The organism is Caballeronia sp. EK, assembly GCF_014384845.1.
Classification (GTDB): Bacteria; Pseudomonadota; Gammaproteobacteria; order Burkholderiales; family Burkholderiaceae; genus Caballeronia; species Caballeronia jiangsuensis.
In genome coordinates, this window is sequence record NZ_JACSUE010000006.1 from 46,581 (window position 1) to 67,325 (window position 20,745).

The 20,745-nt window shown below is 64.4% G+C and carries 21 protein-coding genes; 13 read left to right on the plus strand and 8 right to left on the minus strand.

Features of this window, described 5'->3' with window-relative positions; translation table 11 throughout:
- Nucleotides 1-249 precede the first annotated feature (249 nt).
- Nucleotides 250-1,020, minus strand: a complete 771-nt coding sequence (gene eutC / locus IAG25_RS18670; protein WP_187606180.1) for an ethanolamine ammonia-lyase subunit EutC — start codon at nt 1,018-1,020, stop codon at nt 250-252.
- Entirely contained in the window at nt 1,017-2,393 is a 1,377-nt protein-coding gene (locus tag IAG25_RS18675; protein ID WP_187606619.1) for an ethanolamine ammonia-lyase subunit EutB, read from the minus strand. Before IAG25_RS18675 ends, eutC begins: the two co-directional genes overlap by 4 nt.
- Before the next feature lie 140 nt (nt 2,394-2,533).
- Between IAG25_RS18675 and mnmH the strand changes: the two genes are divergently transcribed.
- Both mnmH and IAG25_RS18685 read left to right on the plus strand, forming a co-directional pair.
- The gene (gene mnmH / locus IAG25_RS18680) at nt 2,534-3,601 is read left to right on the plus strand and encodes a tRNA 2-selenouridine(34) synthase MnmH (RefSeq protein WP_187606181.1); all 1,068 of its coding nucleotides are present in this window, start codon (nt 2,534-2,536) and stop codon (nt 3,599-3,601) included.
- A 30-nt stretch (nt 3,602-3,631) separates the two neighbouring features.
- A complete protein-coding gene (locus tag IAG25_RS18685; RefSeq protein ID WP_187606182.1) occupies nt 3,632-4,681 on the plus strand; it encodes a permease in 1,050 nt (349 codons plus the stop codon).
- A gap of 18 nt (nt 4,682-4,699) precedes the next feature.
- On the opposite strand, the gene IAG25_RS18690 is transcribed toward IAG25_RS18685, so the two are convergent.
- Genes IAG25_RS18690 through IAG25_RS18700 form a run of 3 tightly spaced genes read right to left on the minus strand, consistent with a single transcriptional unit; the run spans nt 4,700 to nt 7,218 of the window.
- Nucleotides 4,700-4,837, minus strand: coding sequence for a hypothetical protein (locus IAG25_RS18690; protein ID WP_187606183.1), 138 nt, complete (start codon nt 4,835-4,837; stop codon nt 4,700-4,702).
- Nucleotides 4,815-5,816 carry a cytochrome d ubiquinol oxidase subunit II gene (gene cydB, locus IAG25_RS18695; protein ID WP_035503656.1) on the minus strand — a complete coding sequence of 334 codons (1,002 nt, stop codon included), beginning with the start codon at nt 5,814-5,816 and terminating at the stop codon, nt 4,815-4,817. Before cydB ends, IAG25_RS18690 begins: the two co-directional genes overlap by 23 nt.
- Nucleotides 5,817-5,820: 4 nt before the next feature.
- Nucleotides 5,821-7,218, minus strand: coding sequence for a cytochrome ubiquinol oxidase subunit I (locus IAG25_RS18700; protein WP_187606184.1), 1,398 nt, complete (start codon nt 7,216-7,218; stop codon nt 5,821-5,823).
- 350 nt (nt 7,219-7,568) lie between these two features.
- Between IAG25_RS18700 and ypfJ the strand changes: the two genes are divergently transcribed.
- Nucleotides 7,569-8,441: a KPN_02809 family neutral zinc metallopeptidase gene (gene ypfJ, locus IAG25_RS18705; protein WP_187606185.1), complete on the plus strand. Its 873-nt coding sequence runs from the start codon at nt 7,569-7,571 to the stop codon at nt 8,439-8,441.
- 198 nt (nt 8,442-8,639) lie between these two features.
- On the plus strand, nt 8,640-9,542 hold the full coding sequence (locus tag IAG25_RS18710) for a flagellar brake protein (RefSeq protein WP_187606186.1): 903 nt from the start codon (nt 8,640-8,642) through the stop codon (nt 9,540-9,542).
- A 29-nt stretch (nt 9,543-9,571) separates the two neighbouring features.
- Here IAG25_RS18710 and IAG25_RS18715 read toward each other — a convergent pair whose 3' ends face one another.
- Both IAG25_RS18715 and IAG25_RS18720 read right to left on the minus strand, forming a co-directional pair.
- Nucleotides 9,572-10,225 carry a DsbA family oxidoreductase gene (locus IAG25_RS18715; protein WP_187606187.1) on the minus strand — a complete coding sequence of 218 codons (654 nt, stop codon included), beginning with the start codon at nt 10,223-10,225 and terminating at the stop codon, nt 9,572-9,574.
- A gap of 65 nt (nt 10,226-10,290) precedes the next feature.
- Nucleotides 10,291-11,631, minus strand: coding sequence for an NAD(P)/FAD-dependent oxidoreductase (locus IAG25_RS18720; RefSeq protein WP_187606188.1), 1,341 nt, complete (start codon nt 11,629-11,631; stop codon nt 10,291-10,293).
- A 272-nt stretch (nt 11,632-11,903) separates the two neighbouring features.
- Between IAG25_RS18720 and IAG25_RS18725 the strand changes: the two genes are divergently transcribed.
- Nucleotides 11,904-12,335, plus strand: coding sequence for an OsmC family protein (locus IAG25_RS18725; RefSeq protein ID WP_035503645.1), 432 nt, complete (start codon nt 11,904-11,906; stop codon nt 12,333-12,335).
- Nucleotides 12,336-12,374: 39 nt separating this feature from the next.
- Here IAG25_RS18725 and IAG25_RS18730 read toward each other — a convergent pair whose 3' ends face one another.
- Nucleotides 12,375-13,313, minus strand: a complete 939-nt coding sequence (locus IAG25_RS18730; RefSeq protein WP_187606189.1) for a LysR family transcriptional regulator — start codon at nt 13,311-13,313, stop codon at nt 12,375-12,377.
- A gap of 132 nt (nt 13,314-13,445) precedes the next feature.
- Here IAG25_RS18730 and IAG25_RS18735 point away from each other — a divergent pair, with 132 nt between their 5' ends.
- The 8 genes from IAG25_RS18735 (at nt 13,446) to IAG25_RS18770 (ending at nt 20,641) form a co-directional block, all read left to right on the plus strand.
- Entirely contained in the window at nt 13,446-14,291 is an 846-nt protein-coding gene (locus IAG25_RS18735; protein ID WP_187606190.1) for a fumarylacetoacetate hydrolase family protein, read from the plus strand.
- Nucleotides 14,288-15,031 (plus strand): SDR family oxidoreductase, encoded by a 744-nt coding sequence (locus IAG25_RS18740; RefSeq protein ID WP_187606191.1) that lies wholly within the window; start codon nt 14,288-14,290, stop codon nt 15,029-15,031. Before IAG25_RS18735 ends, IAG25_RS18740 begins: the two co-directional genes overlap by 4 nt.
- Nucleotides 15,032-15,065: 34 nt before the next feature.
- Nucleotides 15,066-16,382: an MFS transporter gene (locus tag IAG25_RS18745; protein WP_187606192.1), complete on the plus strand. Its 1,317-nt coding sequence runs from the start codon at nt 15,066-15,068 to the stop codon at nt 16,380-16,382.
- 283 nt (nt 16,383-16,665) lie between these two features.
- Nucleotides 16,666-17,760, plus strand: coding sequence for a calcium:proton antiporter (locus tag IAG25_RS18750; protein WP_187606193.1), 1,095 nt, complete (start codon nt 16,666-16,668; stop codon nt 17,758-17,760).
- A gap of 102 nt (nt 17,761-17,862) precedes the next feature.
- Entirely contained in the window at nt 17,863-18,651 is a 789-nt protein-coding gene (locus IAG25_RS18755; RefSeq protein ID WP_187606194.1) for an ABC transporter substrate-binding protein, read from the plus strand.
- Between the two features lie 82 nt (nt 18,652-18,733).
- Complete coding sequence (locus IAG25_RS18760) at nt 18,734-19,855, plus strand: succinylglutamate desuccinylase/aspartoacylase family protein (protein ID WP_187606195.1); 1,122 nt, start codon at nt 18,734-18,736, stop codon at nt 19,853-19,855.
- Between the two features lie 60 nt (nt 19,856-19,915).
- Nucleotides 19,916-20,383 (plus strand): RbsD/FucU family protein, encoded by a 468-nt coding sequence (locus IAG25_RS18765; RefSeq protein WP_187606196.1) that lies wholly within the window; start codon nt 19,916-19,918, stop codon nt 20,381-20,383.
- A 108-nt stretch (nt 20,384-20,491) separates the two neighbouring features.
- Entirely contained in the window at nt 20,492-20,641 is a 150-nt protein-coding gene (locus IAG25_RS18770; protein ID WP_160147434.1) for a hypothetical protein, read from the plus strand.
- Nucleotides 20,642-20,745 lie beyond the last annotated feature (104 nt).

Sequence of the window (20,745 nt, forward strand, 5' to 3'; positions counted from 1 at the left end):
CTGAACCAGCGCGCTAAAACATTTGGGGCGTCAGACCGTGCGCGAGCCAAGCCCGGTAAGTCCTTTGGGGGCGACACTTAGGCGAGTGCCGCCTGCGGCTGGCAAGCATGGCCAAACTGCGTGTGACCGCGGGCGGTGAGAAGCTGCTTTCTTTGGTTACTTTCTTTGCAGCAGCAAAGAAAGTGACTGCCGCCCCGCACAGGGGCAGTGCCAATAGACCGACACGAAACCGGGATCCGGCGAAAAAAACTATCCTCCAAGCACTCCATAACCCGCCGCAGGCAACGCCCCACTAAGATCCTTAAGACCAACACCAGTAACCTTCACCCTGCGCGCTTCATTCAGCAACCACATCAGCTTGAACGCCGCATTCGCGTAATCGAGCCCTTCCGGCCGCACGTTCGAGATGCAGTTGCGCTCCGCATCGTGGCGGCCAAGACGCGGCGCGTAGGTCACATAGAGCCCGAGGCTATCGGGCGAACTGAGCCCCGGCCGCTCGCCGATCATCACGACGACGATCGTCGCCCGTAAAAGCTCACCGATGCGATCGCCCAGCGCAACGCGCGCCTGCGTCGCGATCACAACGGGCGCCACCTTCCAGCCGTCGAGCGTCCCGCGCAGATGCGCAAGCAACGGTCCGGCATGACGTTGCGCGGCAAAAGCCGACAAGCCATCGGCGGCGACGAAAACGAGTTCGGGCGCATCGCCGGTCGCGGCGGCTCGCGCGGTCAGGCGCGCAACGCTCGCATCGTCGAGCACCCGTCCGAGATCCGGCCGACGCAGATAACGATCCCGATCCGGCGCGGCGCTCTGCACATCGAGCGTGTCGAAACCGGCGGCACGCAGTGTCTCTCCGAGCGCGGCGGTATCGAGCGGCTGATGCACCGCGTCGCGCGCCTGGGCATGCGCGAGTTCGAACGCGAGCAGGGGCGCGGTCGGCAGACTGCTGCCCGCGCGGCCGAGCGCGATGCGCGCGTTGGTGAAGCGCCGCAGCGTCTCCCAGACATCGGCGTTCGTCATGAGTCGATCCATTCGAGCAAGGGTTGCGTGGACGCCGAAAGCAGCGAGCCCTGACCATCGGTGACGCGCATCTTCGCGAGCCACGCTTCGAATTCCGGCGCACGCTTCAGATTCAGCACGCGGCGAATATAGAGCGCGTCATGAAACGACGTGCTCTGATAGTTGAGCATGACATCGTCCGCGCCCGGCACGCCCATGATGAAGTTGACATTCGCCACGCCGAGCAGCGTGAGAAGCGTGTCCATGTCGTCCTGATCGGCTTCGGCGTGGTTGGTGTAGCAGACGTCGCAGCCCATCGGCACGCCGAGCAGCTTGCCGCAGAAGTGATCTTCGAGTCCCGCGCGAATGATCTGCCGGCCATCGTAAAGATATTCCGGACCGATGAAGCCGACCACCGTGTTCGTCAAAAGCGGCCTGAAGCGCCGCGCGACCGCGTAGGCGCGCGCTTCGCACGTCTGCTGATCGACGCCATGATGCGCGTTCGCCGACAGCGCGCTGCCTTGTCCCGTCTCGAAGTACATGACGTTATCGCCGACGGTGCCGCGCCCGAGCGACAACGCCGCGTCGTGCGCTTCCTCCAGCAGCGCGAGCGACACGCCGAAGCTCGCATTCGCCCGCTCGGTGCCCGCGACCGACTGGAACACGAGATCGACAGGCGCGCCTTGTTCGATCGCCGCGAGCGTGTTGGTGACGTGCGTGAGAATGCACGACTGCATCGGCACTTCGTAGCGCTGGCGGAAGTCGTCCATCATCGCGAGCAGCTTGCCGATGGCGGCGGGCGAATCGGAGGCGGGATTCACGCCGATCACGGCATCGCCGCAGCCGTAAAAGAGGCCGTCGAGCATGGATGCGGCAATGCCCTTCGGATCGTCGGTCGGATGATTCGGCTGCAGCCGCACCGAGAGATGCCCGGGCAAGCCGATGGTCGTGCGAAATCGCGTGACGACCGGACGCTTGCGCGCGGCGAGAATCAGATCCTGATTGCGCATCAGCTTGGAAACGGCCGCGGCCATTTCGGGCGTGACGCCCATCGTGATGCTTTCGAGCGCGGCGGTATCGGTGTTGTCGGCGAGCAGCCACTCGCGGAATTCGCCGACCGTCAGATGCGCGATCGGCGCGAAGGCCTCGCGCGAATGCGTATCGATGATGAGGCGCGTGACTTCGTCGTCCTCGTAGGGAATGAGCGGCTCGTCGAGAAACGCGGCGAGCGGCACCTGCGCGAGCGCCATTTTCGCGGCGACGCGCTCTTCCTCCGTCGCCGCCGCGATGCCCGCGAGCTCGTCGCCGGAGCGGCGTGGACTCGCACGCGCGAGCAGCGTCTTCAGATCGTCGAAGCGGTAACGGCGCGCGCCGATCGTCTCGTGATAGCTCATCGCTTCCCCCGGATGGATCGATTGATGCACTTTAGCCGCTTCGCGCGCGCTGCGCCGCGCTCCAAAATGCGCCGCGAGGCCGAAATCCGTGCGCATGCGATAATTTTTCGCTTGATTCAGCCAGTCTCCGCGCGCAACCCGTGAAAAACCTGCTCGTTCCCATCGATCGTCTGAGCGATTTCGACGAAATCGTCGACGTCCGCACGCCGCTCGAATTCGCCGAGGACCGCATTCCCGGCGCGATCAACGCGCCCGTGCTCAGCAACGAGGAGCGCGTGATCGTCGGGACGATGTACAAGCAGGTGTCGCCGTTCGAGGCGACGCGCGTCGGCGCCGCGATGGTCGCGCGCAATATCGCGATGCATCTCGACACGATCTTCGCCGGCAAGCCGCGCAACTGGCGGCCGCTCATCTATTGCTGGCGCGGCGGAAAACGTTCGGGCTCGATGACGACGTGGTTCAACATGATCGGCTGGCAGGCGCGGCAACTCGACGGCGGCTACAAAAGCTACCGGCGCGACGTGATCGAGCGGCTCGTCGCGCTGCCGGGACGTTTTCGTTATATCGCGCTGATCGGGCATACGGGCAGCGGCAAGACGCGGCTCCTTAAAGCGCTCGACGCGGCGGGCGCGCAGACGCTCGATCTGGAAGCGCTCGCGGCGCATCGCGGATCGCTGCTCGGCGCGCTGCCGGGGTGTCCGCAGCCATCGCAAAAAGCATTCGATTCTGCGCTCGTGCAGGCGCTTTCCGGTTTCGATCCGGCGAAACCGGTGTTCGTCGAGGCAGAAGGGCGGCGCATCGGCGCGATCACGATGCCCGATGCCGTGCTCGCCAATCTGCATATCGCGTCGTGCGTGCAGGTGGAAGCGCGCCGCGAAGACCGCATCGCGTTTCTGTTGCAGGACTACGGGCATCTCTTCGACGATCCCGCGTTCTTCAAGGCGCAGTTATCGAAGCTCGTCGCGCTGCATAGCCGCGAGCGCGTGGCGCACTGGCATCGGCTGATCGATGAGAACGCGCGCGCCGCGCTCTTCGCAGAGCTGATCGACCATCATTACGATCCTGCCTACCGGCGCAGCAATCAGGCGCTCTATACTGAATTGCCGCACGCGGCGCACGTGCTGTTTCGTCCGAACGACGCCGACAGCATCGATCAGGCGAAAGCCCTGCTCGCACAGCTTGCCGAGACGATGCCCGCTCTCGGCTGACCGATTTTCACCCCACGAAACAAAAAAGTTATGACCACGCTCCGACAACCGCGCGTCGCCCTCGGCTGGATGGTGTTTCTGCTGATCGCCGTCGTTGGCCTCTTCTACGTGAAATGGTTTCCGTACTACAACCGCGCGTTCGTCGCGGCGAGCCAGCATTCGATCGGCAAGTCCATTCTGATGGGCACGGCCGCCAGCGCGCCGGAGCCTTCATGGCAGGCCGCGCTCGACTACGCGATCGCCTATGGCAAGGCGATCTGGCAGGCGATGGTGCTCGGCCTTCTGCTCGGCTCCGCCGTGCAGGCGCTGATTCCGCCGCGCTGGGTCGCGCGCGCGCTCGGCGAGCACAACTTCGGCAGCGTCGTGAATGGCGGCCTGATGTCCTTGCCGGGGATGATGTGCACGTGCTGCGCGGCGCCGGTCGTCGCGGGCTTGCGTGCGCGTGAAGCGGCGCCGGGTTCGGCCGTGGCGTTCTGGCTCGGCAACACGGTGCTCAATCCGGCCGCGCTGGTTTTCATGGGCTTCGTGCTCGGCTGGCAATGGACCGGTCTGCGCCTCGTGCTCGGCGTTCTGATGGTGTTCGGCCTGGGCTACGCGGTGAATCGCATGGTCACGCCGGCGCAGGCGGCGGCGTCGCGTCAGACGCTCGCGAAACTGATCGAAGACGACGAACCCGGCACCGCGTTTTCGCGCTGGATCAAGATCCTCGGCCGCATGACGTTGCGGCTCGTGCCGGAGTACATCGTGCTCGTGCTGCTGCTCGGCGCCGCGCGCGCGTGGCTCTTTCCGCATATCGGGCCGGATATCGGCAATGGCATGTTGTGGATCGTCGTCTTTGCCGTCGCGGGCACGCTCTTCGTGATTCCGACCGCGGGCGAGGTACCCATCATTCAGGCGATGCTGTCGCTCGGCATGGCGACGGGCCCGGCCGGTGCGCTCCTGATGACGCTGCCGCCCATCAGCGTGCCGTCGCTCGCGATGCTCGCGCGCTCGTTCGCGCCGCGCGTGCTGGCCTTCGTGGCGGTCGCGGTGGTCGTGTTCGGAATCGTGAGCGGGCTGATCGCGGCGGCGTGGTTCTGAGCGCGCGGGCGGCGCGCGTCAATGAATCGCCGCCCCCGCCCTGATCAGCAACTTGAACGGCAGCGCGAGCAGCATCGTGCCGCCGACGCCCGCCATCCACAACGCGACGAACCAGAATATCTTCCGCGCGCGCTCAGTGGTAGTGATGTTCGCCATGACGCACCTTTCCTCTGAAGACCCAATAGCCGAACGTCGTATAAGCGACGATCACAGGCAGAATCACCGCCGCGCCGACGATCGTGAAGAGCTGGCTCGAACGGGGCGCGGCCGCGTCCCAGAGCGACACGCCGGGGAAAATCTCGTGCGGTGAAATGCTCGCGACGAGTCCCGCGTAGCCGAGCAGCACGAAGCCGAGCGCCATCGCGAACGGACGTTTCTCGTGACGCGACTGAATCGAGCGGCGCATCGCCCACGCGCACGCAGCGACGAGCATCGGCACCGGCAGCAGGCGATAGAACAGCGGCGAATCGAACCAGCGCGACGCGATGCCCGCATCCTGCAGCGGCGTCCAGATGCTGACCACCGCGATCGTCGCGAGCTGCAGAACGGTCAGCGGCCACACCACTCGATACATCCGCCGCTGCAGATCGCCTTCGGTCTTCGCGATCAGCCAGCACGCGCCGAGCAGCGCATAGGTGACGACGAGCGCGCCGCCCGTGAAGATCGAGAAGGGCGAGAACCAGCCGAAAGGATCGCCGGCGAAACGGCCATCGGCGACGGGAATGCCGCCGAGGAACGCGCCGAGCGCCACGCCCTGGAAGAACGTCGCGCCCGCCGATCCGCCGATGAACGCGAGGTCCCACATCGGCTTCGTGCGCTGCGCCTTCGCGCGGATCTCGAACGACACGCCGCGGAAGATCAGACACACGAGCATCAGCACGAGCGGCAGATAGAGCGCGGAAAGCACGGTCGAGTAGACCATCGGGAAGGCGGCGAAGAGTCCCGCGCCGCCGAGCACGAGCCACGTCTCGTTGCCGTCCCAGACGGGCGCGACGGTGTTCATCATCACGTCGCGATCATGCTGGTCGGGAAAGAACGGAAAGAGTATGCCGATGCCGAGGTCGAAGCCGTCGAGCACGACGTAGAGGAACAGGCCCAATGCGATGATCGCGGCCCAGGCGAGTGTGAGGTCCATATTCTTATGCTCCCTCGATGGACTGTTGCGGCAGGCTGAGCGGAGCTCGCGCGCTGCCGTCGGACGGTTGCGCGGGCGAGCCCGGCAACGCGGGACCGTGACGCAGAAGTTTCAGCAAGTAGTAGATGCCGGTGCCGAACACGATCGTGTAGACGATCACGAACGCGAGCAGCGACACGCCGACTTGCTGCGCGGTGACGGGCGATACGGCATCGGCCGTGCGCATCACGCCGTACACGACCCACGGCTGACGCCCGGCTTCGGTCGTGACCCAGCCCGCGAGCAGCGTGATGAATCCGGTCGGGCCCATCGCCAGTGCAAAGCGATGGAACCAGCGCGCATCGAACAGCCTGCGCTTGCGATGCAGCCACCACGCGGCGATCGACATCACGATCATCAGCACGCCGAGACCCGCCATCACGCGAAAGCTCCAGAACACGAGCGTCGAGTTCGGGCGATCTTCCTTCGGAAACTCCTTCAGGCCGCGGATTTCGCCGTCCCAGCTATGCGTGAGGATCAGGCTGCCGAGATGCGGAATCGATACGGCATACTTAGTAGTTTCGGCGTCCATGTCGGGAATGCCGAAGAGATTGAGCGCGGTGCCCCCTTTCTCGGTGTCCCAGATGCCTTCGATCGCCGCGATCTTCGCCGGTTGATGCTCGCGCGTGTTCAGGCCGTGCGCATCGCCGACGAGCGCCTGAATCGGCGTCAAGGCGAGCAGCAGCCAGAGCGACATCGAAAACATCTTCTTGATGGCCGGATCGCGCCGGCCTTTCAGCAGATGCCACGCGCCGGTCGCGGCGACGACGAGCGCCGCGACGATGAACGCCGCGATCGCCATATGCGCGAGCCGGTACGGAAACGACGGGTTGAAAATGATCGCCCACCAGTCCACCGGCACGACATGATCGCCTTCGATGCGAAAGCCCTGCGGCGTCTGCATCCAGCTATTGGACGCGAGAATCCAGAACGTCGAGATGATCGTGCCGATGGCGACCATCAGCGTCGCGCCGAAGTGCGCCTTCGGACCGACCTTGTTCCAGCCGAACAGCATGATGCCGAGGAAGCCCGCTTCGAGGAAGAACGCGGTCATCACTTCGTACGTGAGCAGCGGCCCGGTGATGGGACCGGCGAAACTCGAAAAGCCGCCCCAGTTGGTGCCGAATTCGTACGCCATGACGACGCCCGACACGACGCCCATGCCGAACGCGACAGCAAAGACCTTCGACCAGAAGAGACACAGCTCCTTGTAGACCGGCTTGCCGGTTTTGAGCCAGGCGCCTTCGAGCACCGCGATGAAGCTCGCGAGTCCGATGGAAAGCGCCGGAAAGATGATGTGGAACGAGACGGTGAACGCGAACTGGATCCGCGCCAGATCGAGTGCTTCGGGAGTCGAATGCATGATGACTTGTGCCTTGAAATTCACACCCAGACGTGTAACGGGGCGGAGCTTAGCGCTATTTCGAGAAAGTGTTGCGCTGCGTCAGTGAATCTGCATTGCGCGCAAATGCCGCATTGGCAAGGGTTTGGCGGCGCTACGAGGTTGATTCATTGGCAATTTTGAGATGCCCGGATGATGCGGTGCGGCAAGAGCGCGCATACGCTTTCGCGACAATCGACCGCACTGATCGCATCCGTGCGATGAACCGACGAGAAAGATCTTTTACGTTGCAATGGCACGAGACGTGCGATGGGCACGGGTACCATAATGCTTTTGACCACGCGCACCGCGCGGGTAGAAGGAGAAGGAACATGCGCCTCGATGACCAGCCAGAAAGTCAGAACGTGGAAGACCGGCGCGGCGGAGGCGGCTTTCGGGTCGGCGGCGGGTCGCTCGGTATCGGGACGATCATCGTGGCGCTCGCGGCTTCGTATTTCTTCGGCATCAATCCGATGACGATCATCAACGGCGCGCAGGTGTTGCAGGGCAACGCGCCGCAACAGCAGGCCGCGCCGCGCAACGCGCAACCCGCAACCGACCCCGGCGCCGTGTTCGTGCGCCGCGTGCTCGGCAATACAGAACAGACGTGGCAGCACATCTTCCGGGCGCAGTTCAATCAGGACTATCCGACGCCGAAGCTCGTCATGTTCTCGGGCGCCACGCAGACCGCGTGCGGCACGGGACAGACGGCGATGGGGCCGTTCTACTGTCCCGGTGATCGCAAGGTCTATATCGATCTGTCGTTCTATCGCGAGTTGCGCGATCGCTTCGGCGCGAGCGGCGACTTTGCGCAGGCCTACGTGATCGCGCATGAAGTCGGGCATCACGTGCAGAACGTGCTCGGCATCATGGGCAAGGTCGATCAGGCGCGTTTGCGGATGACGCGCGAACAGGCGAATGCGCTGTCGGTGCGCATCGAGTTGCAGGCGGACTGCTTTGCGGGTGTCTGGGCCGCCGTCGCGCAACGCGACAACGCGAAGCTGATCGAACCGGGCGATTTCGAGCAGGGGCTGAACGCGGCGGCCGCGATCGGCGATGACCGTCTGCAGCAGCAGTCGCAAGGGCGTGTCGTGCCCGAGGCATTCACGCACGGCACGAGCGAGCAACGCCAGCGCTGGCTGCGGCGCGGCATGTCGGCGGGCGATGTCGGCCAGTGCGACACGTTTTCGGCGCGCGTGCTCTGATCGGAGAGCGCAGTTCGCTAAAAGCGTTATCTCAATAAAACTTTTATGCGCATAAACCTGGACGCGTCGCTGGGCGGTAGGAAGTCCACGTCGCGTCAAAAATATAAGTGCGCTAACGTAAAAGTTGCCATTCAGTACTTGACGGCGAAGTCGGCAAGCATGACGATTGCGGGAAATACTTAAGAATCGTCCGATGAGATGACCGAAGAAACCGTCGAAGACGCGCGCCAGTTGCTGGTTCGCCTCCAAGCTTCCGAGATTCCGCTCAACGCCGGTCTGCAGTGGCCGATCGTCGCCGCCGATGGCGCGTTGCTCTTCGACGCGGGCGCCGTCGTGCCGGATGCCCAGTCGCTCGAATTCATGTTCCGGCATTTCGAGCCGCACCGTGCGATGCGGGAGCCCGCGCCGAGCGCGTCCGACGCGGATGCCGCCACGGACGGGCCGCTGACGCTCGAGGACATCGGTCTTACCATCGGCGCGCGGGTCGGCTTGCGCGGCACCGGCGGCACGGGCTCCGCGATGTATGCGAGCCGCGTGATCGGTTTCTCGACGCCGCGCCGCAACGGAGAGCGCTCGCTGTTCGTGACGCAGCCGTTGATGGCGGGATTCGATCCGCTCGATCTGACGCTCGGCGAGCAGGTCGATCTGGTCGCGCTCACGGGGCGGGGCGTGTTCCGCTTTGCCTGTACCGTCGATGCCACCTGTCGCGAGCCGTTCAACTACGCGGTGCTGTCGGCGCCGGGCGCGATCCGCAGGCTGCGCACGCGCAAGTTCGCGCGTATGCCGACGCGCCTCGCCGCGCACTTCGTCGCCGATGGCGCGCCGCAAGCCGGCCGGCAACTGGGGCGTGTCAGCGACATCAGCCCTTACGGGATGTCGTTGACCGTCGCGAATCCGGCCGCGCACGTGGGCGACCGTCTGCAACTCTCGTTTCAGTTCAAGACCGATGGCGTCGATGTGAAGATCGACACCATCGCGATCGTGCGCCACGTCGGCTCGATCGATCCGGTCGATGGCAGTGCGGCTTACGGGCTCGAATTCGAATCGCTGGAGCCGTCGCAGCGTATCGCGTTGAAATCGTTCATGGCCGAGCACAGCTAGGACTGCGCGACGGCCGGTTCCGAGGCGGTTCAGACGCCCGGAAAACCGTCCGGAAAGAGCCGCCCGACGGCTGCCTCGAAATGCTCGATCGGCGCGGCGCCACGCAGCGCGATAGGCGGCGGCGCTTCCTGACCGGGCGCGGGATCGCGCGACAGCACCGCAAACGGCACGCCGCCCACGCCCAGCTTCTTCGCGAAATCTTCGTCTTCGATCACGAGATCGGTGTAGGTGCCGTCATCGAGCGCCTCTTCGAGCAACTCCGGATCGACGCCGCAGGTCGCCGCGATATCGAGCAGCGAGTCCGTATCGCCGATGTCGATGCCTTCCTCGAAATACGCCTTGAAGATCGCCCGATGCACGACATCGTAGCGGCCCGATTCGCGCGCGAACATGGCCGTCTCGAAGGCCTTGCGGCTGCGCGGCGTGACCGGCGGCATGCGCATCAACACGCCGCGTTCTTCAGCGAGCGGGCGGACCGAGTTTTCCCAGATTTCGACGAGCTTTTCGTCATTGGGATCGACCAGCGGCGTGGGCTCGGGGCGCAGCTCGAACGCGTGCCAACGAATCTCGACCGCATCGCCGTAAGCGTTGCGGAACTGATCGAGCACGGGCGTCTCGAGATAGCAGAACGGACACACGAAGTCGGACCAGACGTCGATATAAAGAACAGACGTGGATGCCATGTAAGCCTCAAGCAAAACCGGTATGTTATCGCGTGCCGACGGGCGGCGCGCGCATGTGCGACCGATCAGAAGCCGCCGTCGATCTCGATCTTGCTGCCATCGAAGAACCGTGACAGGCGAAACGGACGCGGATCGACGAGCGGTGCGTCGTTCGCGACGAGGTCCGCCATAAGCTTGCCCGCAGCCGGCCCGATACCGAATCCGTGCCCCGAGAAACCCGTCGCGATGAAGAGGCCGGGCTGGTCATCCACACCGGAAATGACCGGCACGGCATCGGGCGTCACGTCGATATAACCGGCCCACGCCTGCTCGATGCGCAATCCGGCAAGCGCCGGAAAGAGCTTGCGGAACTCCGTGAGCGCGGCTTCGTTGAAGGACTCGACGGGAGCGGGATCGAGCGTGCGCTGGGTCTCGAAGACCGTCGGCCGATCGAGCGGCCAGCGGCGCGGCCGGCGCAGTTCCTCGAAAAAGCGCGCGTTCAGTCCCAGCTTGATCGAGCCGAGCTGGCTTTTCAGCGCGGGCAGGAATCTGGCGAGCAGGCGAAAGCTGTCCGGCGTGATGTCGTGATAGCTGTGAAAGGCATTGGCGATGGTGTAGCCGCCGTCGAGACGCTTGCGGTAGCCCATCTCCTGATTGCATGCGCTGACTTCGGGGCCGTCCTCGAGCGGCGACGTGCGCATCACCGACGAGCGCACCATGAGTTGCGGCACATCGACGCCGATGCTGCCGGCGAAATAGCGCGTCCACGCGCCACCCGCGACGACCACGCTCGCGCAGCCGATGCGTCCGTACTCAGTCACGACGCCGCTGATCGCGCCGCCGCTCGTCTCGATGCCGCGCACCGCGCAGGGCGTCAGCACTTTCACGCCGCGTTCGCGCAGCGCGGCGGCCATCGCGGGCACGGCACGTTGCGGCTCGGCGCGGCCGTCGCTCGGTGTGTAGATGCCGCCCGCGAAGCGTCGCGCGGTGCCCGACATCAACGTGCCGGTTTCATCGGCCGAGACGATGCGCGAATCGAGCGCGTCGCGGCCCACGAGCGCCACGGCGCGTGCGAGCCATGCTTCGTGATCCGCGAGCGCTTTCGCATCGTCGGCGGCGTAGAGGATGCCGCATTCGCGAAAACCTGTGTCGATGCCGAGTTCGGCATCGATGCGTCGCCAAAGCTCGAGGCTCCTGAGACTCAGTTCGAGCTCGCGCAAGTCGCGATGCGTCGCGCGGCACCAGCCCCAGTTGCGGCTCGACTGCTCGCCCGCGACGTATCCCTTTTCGCATACGGCGACCGACAGGCCTTTGTCGACGAGCGCACGCGCGGTGCTGATGCCGATGATTCCGCCGCCCACGATGACGACATCGACGTGATCGGGAAGCGTGCGGTCTTCGGGAATGCGTTCTGTTGGTGGACCCATGTGTTGTGCGCCTTACGCCCTTTCGATGAATTTCGCGGGTCACAGGATGCTAAGTGAATCGATTGTTTTTGACCATACGAATCCGTATAACCCGAACGGCATAAGCCGGTTCGCAGTCTCCCTGCGCCCGCACGCGCGATCCGCTACGATGAACAACGACGCGCTCGACATAACCGCTCGGCCGAAGCCGGGCACGGCGCATGCGGTTCACTAAGACGTGCATCAGCGCGGCGCCGGTCATCGCAGTTCCACTTCATCTCTGGAGAACTCTCGTGCAAAAGACAGCATCGGCAAAATGGAGCGGCGGCATCAAGGACGGCAAGGGTTTCATCTCGACGCAAACCGGCGTGCTCAACGAAGCCCCATACGGCTTCAAATCGCGCTTCGAGGAAGGTCCGGGCACGAATCCGGAAGAACTGATCGGCGCGGCGCATGCGGGCTGCTTCACGATGGCGCTCTCGCTGCAACTGGAGATGGCCGGCATGAAGGCCGAAAGCCTCGAAACGAAATCGACGGTGACGCTGGAAAAAGACGGCGAAGGCTTCACGATCACCGCTTGCCAGCTCGATCTGAAGGCGAAGATTCCCGGCGCGGATAAAGCCGCGTTCGACAAGGCCGCGCAGGCCGCGAAGGAAGGCTGTCCGGTGTCGAAGCTCTTCGCGGGCAACGCGAAGATCACGTTGAACGCCGAACTCGTTCAGTAATCAATCAGGCAGTCGAACAGGAAGGCGCGGACGGGCACATCACCCGTCCGCGTTTTTTTCGCGCGTCAGTTCCTCGATGATGAGCCGCGCAGGCGCGGGCAACGGCACGCCTTTTCTCGTCACGACGCCATACGGCTCCGTGCGCGAGCGCACCGCGATTGCGAGCCGCCTCGCGAGCCCGTGTTCGGCGAGAAAGCTCGCCATATCGAGCGGCATCATCGCGACGAGCGTGGGGTCGCGTTGCAGCAACAAAACGGTCGTGATGGTCGATGCCGTCTCGATCGGATGCACGGGCAGCGGCAGGCCGGCTTCCTTGAACTCGCGCTCGTAGACGCTGCGGATCGGCATGATGGCCGGATAGACGATCCATCGGCTGGACGCGAGTTCGCTCAGTTCGACACGCGGCGCATCGACGAGCGCATGCGCGACGCCCGCGACGATCGCGAGCGGCTCATCGCGCAATTCGACATAGTGATATTGATCCGGCTGGCGCGCGACGCTCGCCCGGCAGATCGCGACATCCAGCCGTCCCTGATCGAGCAGCGCCAGAAGCCGTGCGCTCGTATCTTCGACCACTTCGACGGTAAGCGCCGGCTGGCGCTCGCGCAGGCGCGCGAGGGCATCGACGAGCACGCCCGACACCGCGCCCGTGATCGCGCCGATCGCGAGCCGCCCGCCCGTGCCTTGCAGAATCCCCGCCATTTCCTCGCGCAAATGCGCGACGTCCATGTGAATCAGGCGCGCGTAGCGGATCACGCAACGCCCGAGTTCGTTGGGCTGGATGCCTTGCGCCGAACGCGTGAAGAGCGTCGCGCCCAGCGTGGCTTCGATCTCGCGCAGCGACTTCGTCGCACCCGGCTGCGTGAGCGCCATTTCGTCGGCGGCGCGATGCAGCGAACCGTGATCGTCGAGCGCGATCAGAAGGCGCAGTTGCTTGAGCCGCAGGCGCGCGGCGATGGAATCGGCATTCGGCAGCATGACTGAAAGCGGCTAGGGGACTACGAGAAGATAACGGAAAGTTATCGCGCCGGCAGCAGCTTTCATTATTCAGGCCCGTGCGGCTTGTCTACATTGTGGGCTTCTGCTCAACCGTCAGGGAAACAACGACTCATGAAGCTGCTTCGATACGGCGCGCCCGGCCGGGAAAAACCCGGCGTTCTTGATTCCAGCGGCGCGATCCGCGATTTGTCCGGCGTGATCGGCGATATTGCCGGCGACGCGCTCCTGCCCGAATCGCTCGCGCGCCTCGCGAAACTCGATCCGTCGACGCTGCCGCTCGTGCCTTCGTCCGAGCGTATCGGGCCGTGCGTCGGGCGCATCGGCAAGTTCATCTGCATCGGGCTGAACTACGCCGATCACGCGGCGGAATCGAACCTGCCCGTGCCTTCCGAGCCGGTCGTGTTCAACAAGTGGCTGTCGGCGGTCGTCGGCCCGAACGACGACGTGCGCATTCCGCGCGGCTCGAAGAAGACCGATTGGGAAGTGGAACTCGGCGTCGTGATCGGCAAGGGCGGCGCGTACATCGACGAAGCCGATGCGATGAGCCACGTCGCCGGTTATTGCGTGATCAACGACGTGTCCGAGCGTGAGTATCAGATCGAGCGCGGCGGCACCTGGGACAAGGGCAAGGGCTGCGACACGTTCGGTCCGATCGGACCGTGGCTCGTCACCACCGACGAAGTGCCCGATCCGCACAAGCTGCCGCTCTGGCTCGAAGTCGACGGCAAGCGCTATCAGAACGGCAACACCGCCACGATGATCTTCAAGGTCGGCGAAATCGTGTCTTATCTTTCGCGCTTCATGAGCCTGCAACCGGGCGATGTCATCTCGACGGGCACGCCGCCGGGCGTCGGCATGGGACAGAAGCCGGAAGCGGTCTATCTGCACGCGGGGCAGACCATGCGCCTCGGCATCGAGGGACTCGGCGAACAACGGCAACGGACGGTGGACGCATGAATCGCTACGACTTTACGAGCCGCGCGGCCGTGGTGACGGGCGGCGCGCAGGGCATCGGTTACGCGGTGGCGGAGCGTCTGCTCGAAGGCGGCGCCCGCGTCGCGCTGTGGGATCGCGATGAAGGCGCGTTGGCCGAGGCGCGCGCTCGTCTGGGCGACGTGCAAACCGTGCTCGTCGATCTGACGGATCGCGATGCGGTTGCCAAGGCAACGTCGCGCACGCAGGAAGGCTTCGGGCAAATCGACGTTCTCGTGCACAGCGCGGGCATCGCGGGCGCGAACGCGACGGTCGCGGACTACGCGCCGGAAGAATGGTCGCGCGTGATCGACGTCGATCTGAACGCCGCGTTCCATGTCAATCAGGCGATCGTCAGGACGATGATCGCGCGCGGCTACGGACGCATCGTCAATATCGCGTCGATCGCGGGCAAGGAAGGCAACCCGAACGCGTCGGCGTACAGCGCGGCGAAGGCGGGCGTGATTGCATTGACGAAGAGCCTCGGCAAGGAAACGGCGGGGCTCGATATCGCGGTGAACGCCGTGACGCCGGCCGCCGCGCGCACGAAGATTTTCGATCAGATGAAGCAGGAGCACATCGACTACATGTTGTCGAAGATTCCGCGCGGGCGCTTCGTCGAGGTGAAGGAGATCGCGGCGATGGTCGCGTTCCTGGCGTCCTCCGAGAACTCGTTCACGACGGGCGCGGTATTCGATTTGTCCGGAGGACGCGCCACTTACTGACATCGCTGCATCAAGAAAAATACAAGGAGACAACGTGGATTCCATCGCCGCCCCGCGCGACGTCGCGCACGACGACGCCCAGATTTACCGCAAGGTGTTCTGGCGTTTCGTGCCGCTCTTCGTCGCATGCTTCGTGTTCTCGTATCTCGATCGCATCAACATCAGCTTCGCGAAGCTGCAGATGCAAAGCGAACTCGGTTTCTCCGACGCCATGTACGGCTTCGGCGCGAGCGTGTTCTTCGTCGGCTATTTTCTGTTCGAGGTGCCGAGCAATATCGTCTTGCATCGCGTCGGGGCGAAGCGCTGGATTGCGCGCATCATGATCACGTGGGGCATCGCGTCGGCGTGCATGATGTTCGTCCACACCGAAACCTGGTTCTACGTGCTGCGCTTTCTGATCGGCGCGCTCGAAGCGGGCTTCGTGCCGGGCGCGCTGTACTTCTTCACGAAGTGGTTTCCGTCGTCGCGGCGCGGGCGGATCAATTCGTTCTTCATGGCGTCGATCGCGCTGTGCGGGATCATCGGCAGTCCGCTGTCGGGCGCGATCATGAAGTTCTGCGACGGTCTCAACGGCATGCCCGGCTGGCAATGGCTCTTTCTGCTCGAAGGCATTCCGTCGGTGCTGCTCGGCTTCGTCGTGCTCGCTTTCGTCGATGACGACGTCGATCACGCGAAATGGCTCGATGCCGACGAAAAGCGCGCGCTCAAGGCGCAACTCGCGCGCGATCCGAAAGTCGGCGAAGTGCATTCGCTGAAGGCCGCGTTCAGCGAGCCCGTCACGCTCGTGATGGCGCTCATCTATCTGTTCCTCGCAATGGGCATCTACGGTCTCGTCTTCTGGATGCCGCAGCTCGTCAAGACGGCGGGCACGAGCGATCCGTTCAAAATCGGCCTGATTTCGATGCTGCCTTACGCGGTCGCGGGCATCGGCATGATTCTGATCGGCAGACACTCGGACCGCACCGGCGAACGGCGCTGGCACCTCGGCGCCTGCGCGCTCGCGGGCACCATCGGCTATGTGCTGTGCGGCTTCTTTCCGGGCAATACCGTGATGCTCGTGATCGGCCTCACGATCGCGGCAACCGGCATCATCACGTCGCTCGGGCTCTTCTGGATTCTGCCGACGCGCTTTCTCACCGGCATCGCGGCGGCGAGCGGCATCGCGCTGATCAATTCGGTGGGGCAGTTCGGCGGCATCATCAGCCCGTACATGGTCGGCAAGGTAAAGACGATGACGGGCAGCGCGACGCCCGGCCTCTATGCGATCGCGTTCGCATGCCTGCTCGGCGCGATGCTGATCGTATGGGGTTTGCCGCGCCGTCTCTACTTCCGGGAAAGCGGCGGCGAGTGACCGCATTCGGCGCGCAGGGCCGTTCCTTCGAGCGGCCTTGCGTGCAACCAGCCACCTGAGCCACTACGCTCCGACCATCACGCGCTCGCGTCCACGCACGCGGGCGAACGCGCGAGGCCGCGTTTTCGCTATCATGCCGATGGTCTGCGGCCCTTTGTCACGGTAATCTCTCCGCACGCGCGGCGCCCGAGCGGGTCCGATTCATTTCGGCGCGTTTTTGCAGACCTTGCGGTTACATCGCATGAGCCGACGATCCCATTCACCCGATCCGCCCGGAGCGCCGATGAAATTCAAGCTGGACTGGACCCTCGCCACCCCGATTCTCGCGCTCGTCGTGCTGGCCGGCGCCGCGTTCATCCACAACACCGCGATGATCGTGCTCGCGGCCATCGCGCTCGCGTTCGCGGTGTTCGCGGCCGTGCATCACGCGGAAGTGGTGGCGCACCGCGTCGGCGAGCCGTTCGGCACGCTCGTGCTCGCGATCGCGGTCACGGTGATCGAGGTCGCGCTGATCGTCTCGGTGATGCTTTCCGGCGGCCCCGAAAAGGCCGGACTGCCGCGCGATACCGTGTTCGCGGCGATCATGATCTGCGGTTGCGGGATCGTCGGCCTGTGTCTCCTGATCGGCGGCTTGCGGCATCACGTTCAGGACTTTCAACTGCAAGGCGCGGCCGCCGCGCTCGCGATTCTCTGCGCGCTTTCCGTGCTCACGCTCGTTTTGCCGAACTTCACGAGCACCGTCGTCGGTCCCGCGCTTTCGACATCGCAACTGATTTTCGTCGGTGTGATCTCGCTCGTGCTGTACGTGACGTTCGTATTCGTGCAGACGATCCGCCATCGCGATTACTTCCTGCCGTTCACTCCGCCGATCGCCGCCAACACGCCCGACGAAGATGAAGCGCCGCACGCGCCCCCGCCCAGCAACGGCGAGGCGTGGCTCGCGCTTGGGTTTCTGATGCTGTCGCTCGTGTCGGTGGTCGGGCTCGCGAAGCTCCTGTCGCCGGCGGTCGAGGCGGGCGTCGCGGCGGCGGGCGCGCCGGAAGCCGTGGTCGGCGTCGTGATTGCCGCGCTCGTGTTGCTGCCCGAGGGTCTCGCCGCCGTGCGCGCGGCGCGCCTGAACCGGCTGCAGACGAGCCTGAATCTCGCGCTTGGCTCGGCGCTCGCGAGCATCGGCCTGACGATTCCGACGGTCGCGGTCGTGTCGATCTTCATGGGCCAGCCCATTTCGCTCGGGCTCGCGCCCAAGGAAATCGTCATGCTGGCGCTCACGCTGATCGTGTCCGTCATCACGCTCGGCACGGGGCGCTCGACCGTTTTGCAAGGCGTCGTGCATCTCGTGATATTCGCGGCTTTCCTGTTTCTTTCGGTCGTGCCTTGATGAGCGTCGCGCGGCGAACCGTGGGCGTTTGATACCATTCACGGTTTTTCGCGCGGTTGCGCGCGATGTTTCGCCGTCTCATCGAAAGTCCCGAAGGAAAACATGTCATTCAAGAAGTCCGCATCGTTCGCGATGCTTGCCGCACTCGCCGCCGTTTCGTTCTCGGCGCACGCCAAAGAGATCACGCAAATCCGCTTCGCCGTCGATCCCTCCTATCCTCCGTTCGAATCCAAGCAGGCCGACGGCAAGCTCGCCGGCTTCGACATCGACCTCGGCAATGCGCTCTGCGCGCAGATGAAGGTCAAGTGCGTGTGGGTCGAAAACAATTTCGACGGCATGATTCCCGGCCTGAAGGCCCGCAAGTTCGACGCCGTGCTGTCCGACATGGGCATCACCGAAGAGCGCCTGAAGCAGATCGACTTCACCGAGCCGCTCTACGACACCCACGCGCAACTCGTCGCGCGCGCGGGCTCCGGCATCCTGCCGACGCCTCAGGCGCTGAAGGGCAAGCGCGTCGGCGTGGAGCAGGGCACGGTGCAGGAGCGTTACGCGAAGGTGAAGTGGGAGCCGCAGGGCGTGACGGTCGTGCCTTACGCCGATGAGGAACAGGTCGAGGCCGATCTCGTCGCGGGCCGCATCGACGCGATGTTCACCGACGCCGCGCAAGCCGCCATCGGCTTTCTGAAGAAGCCGCAGGGCAAGCCGTTCGCGCTCGTCGGTCCGATCGTGGTAGACCGCGCGCTCATCGGTCCGGGCACGGCCATCGGCCTGCGCAAGGGCGACGCCGATCTGCAGAACGGCCTTAACAGCGCGTTTGTCGAGATCAAAAAGAACGGCACGTTCAAGCGCATCATGGCGAAGTACTTCGAGACGGATATCTCGATCCAGTAAGCGCCGTTCGACGTATTCGACGTATTCGACGGAAAAGGCATCGCTCGCGGTGCCTTTTCTTTTCGACGAGAGATTTTCGAAGATGCAGATTCATCACCATCCGCTCGTCGGCGCGTCGCTCGGCACCGGTCGGGCGATCACGAGCTACCGGTTCGGTCGCCGGGACGGCGATTCGCCCACCGTTTATATCCAGGCGTCGCTGCACGCGGACGAATTGCCCGGCATGGTCGTCGCGTGGTATTTGAAGCGGCGATTCGCGGAACTGGAAGCGGCGGGGCGTCTGAGTGCGCGCGTCGTGCTCGTGCCGGTCGCGAACCCGGCGGGCCTGAATCAGCACTGGTTCGGCGCGCAGATGGGCCGCTTCGAGATGGGCTCGGGTCAGGACTTCAACCGGCGCTTTCCCGAGATCGGGCCCGAACTGGCGTTGCAACTGAAAGACCGTCTCGGCGATGATGAAGCGCACAACGCGCGCCTCATCCGCGCGGCGCTTTCCGACGCGCTCGCTACGCGCAAACCCGCGACCGAACTGGAGTCGCAGCGGCTCGAACTGATGAAGCTCGCGTGCGATGCGGATCTCGTCATCGATCTTCATTGCGACTGGGAAGCGGTCGCGCATCTTTATACGACGCCCGACGCGTGGCCCGCGATCGAGCCGCTCGCGCGCTATCTCGGCAGCGAGGCGCAACTGCTCGCTGACGTGTCGGGCGGCGAGCCGTTCGACGAGGCGTGCACGGCGGCGTGGCGCTATCTGCGCGGCGCATTCGAAGGCCGCTTTCCGATTCCGATGGCGACGAAGTCCGTCACGCTCGAGTTGCGCGGCGTGCGCGACGTGTCGCACGAGATGGCCGCGCGCGATGCTCAGGCGATCGTCGATTATCTGACGCATATCGGCATGGTCGCGGGCGCAGCGCCGGAGCCGCCGCCGCTGCGCCATCCCGCGACGCCGCTCGCCGGGTGCGAATACGTGCACGCGCCGGTGTCGGGCGTGATTCTGCATCGGCGGGAGATCGGCGAGACGGTGCGCGCGGGCGACGTCATCGCCGACGTGCTCGATCCGCTCGATGACCGGCTCGTGCCGCTCGTCGCGCAGACCGAAGGTGTGCTGTACGCGCGGCACTGGACACGTTTCGCGATGGCGGGAATGCTGGTCGCGCGCATCGCGGGCAAAGACGCGGCGCGGCAGGGCGACTTGCTCGTACCCTAGCGGCGCCGCGCGGTTACCATGGATTCGAAACCGGCCTTACGTCATGGAGAACAAGAAAACATGCTGAAGAACATCGATCCGCTGCTCAACCCCGATATCCTGCACGCGCTCTGCGCGATGGGCCACGGCGACGAAGTCGTGATCTGCGACGCCAACTTTCCCGCCGATTCCGTCGCGCGTCAGACGGTGCTTGGCCGCGTGCTGCGGCTCGATGGCGTCGGCGCGCCGCGCGCGGTGCGGGCGGTGCTGTCGGTGATGCCGCTGGATACGTTCGTCGATCATCCTGCCGAGCGCATGGAAGTCGTCGGCGACGCGGCCGCGCTGCCCGCCGTGCAACACGAAGCCCAGCGCGAGATCGATGCCGCCGAAGGTCGCGCGGTGCCGTTCGCATCGGTCGAGCGTTTCGCGTTTTACGAACGCGCGAAGAAGGCGTATTGCGTGATCGCGACGGGCGAAACGCGCGGCTACGGCTGCTTCATCTTCAAAAAGGGCGTGCAACTGGCGCCGGACGCGCCGCAGCAGATGTGACCGATGGCCTAGGGATTACCCTGTTGCTTTTTTGAGAAGATGTTGCAATGCAGCGTAAAAGGCGTATAGTCAGGGTTATCCCTTAGCTACTTACCCTGAGAGCCGCTCATGAAAACCACCGCTCAACAATCCCTGCTCGTTTCGTTCGGTTCCTGGCTGCGCGCGTCGAAGGCTGCGGTGCGTCGCGAGTGGAATCGTGCGCTGCAACTGCACCTCCAAAACTGCGAGATTCTCGTCGAATCGTATCGCCGCAAGTAAGCGCCGCACGCGACAGCATCCCGGTCAGGAGTATCGACAACGCCCCGGAAGCGAAAGGCTTCCGGGGCGTTGTCGCATTTGCGCTGCGGCTTTCATCGAATCGA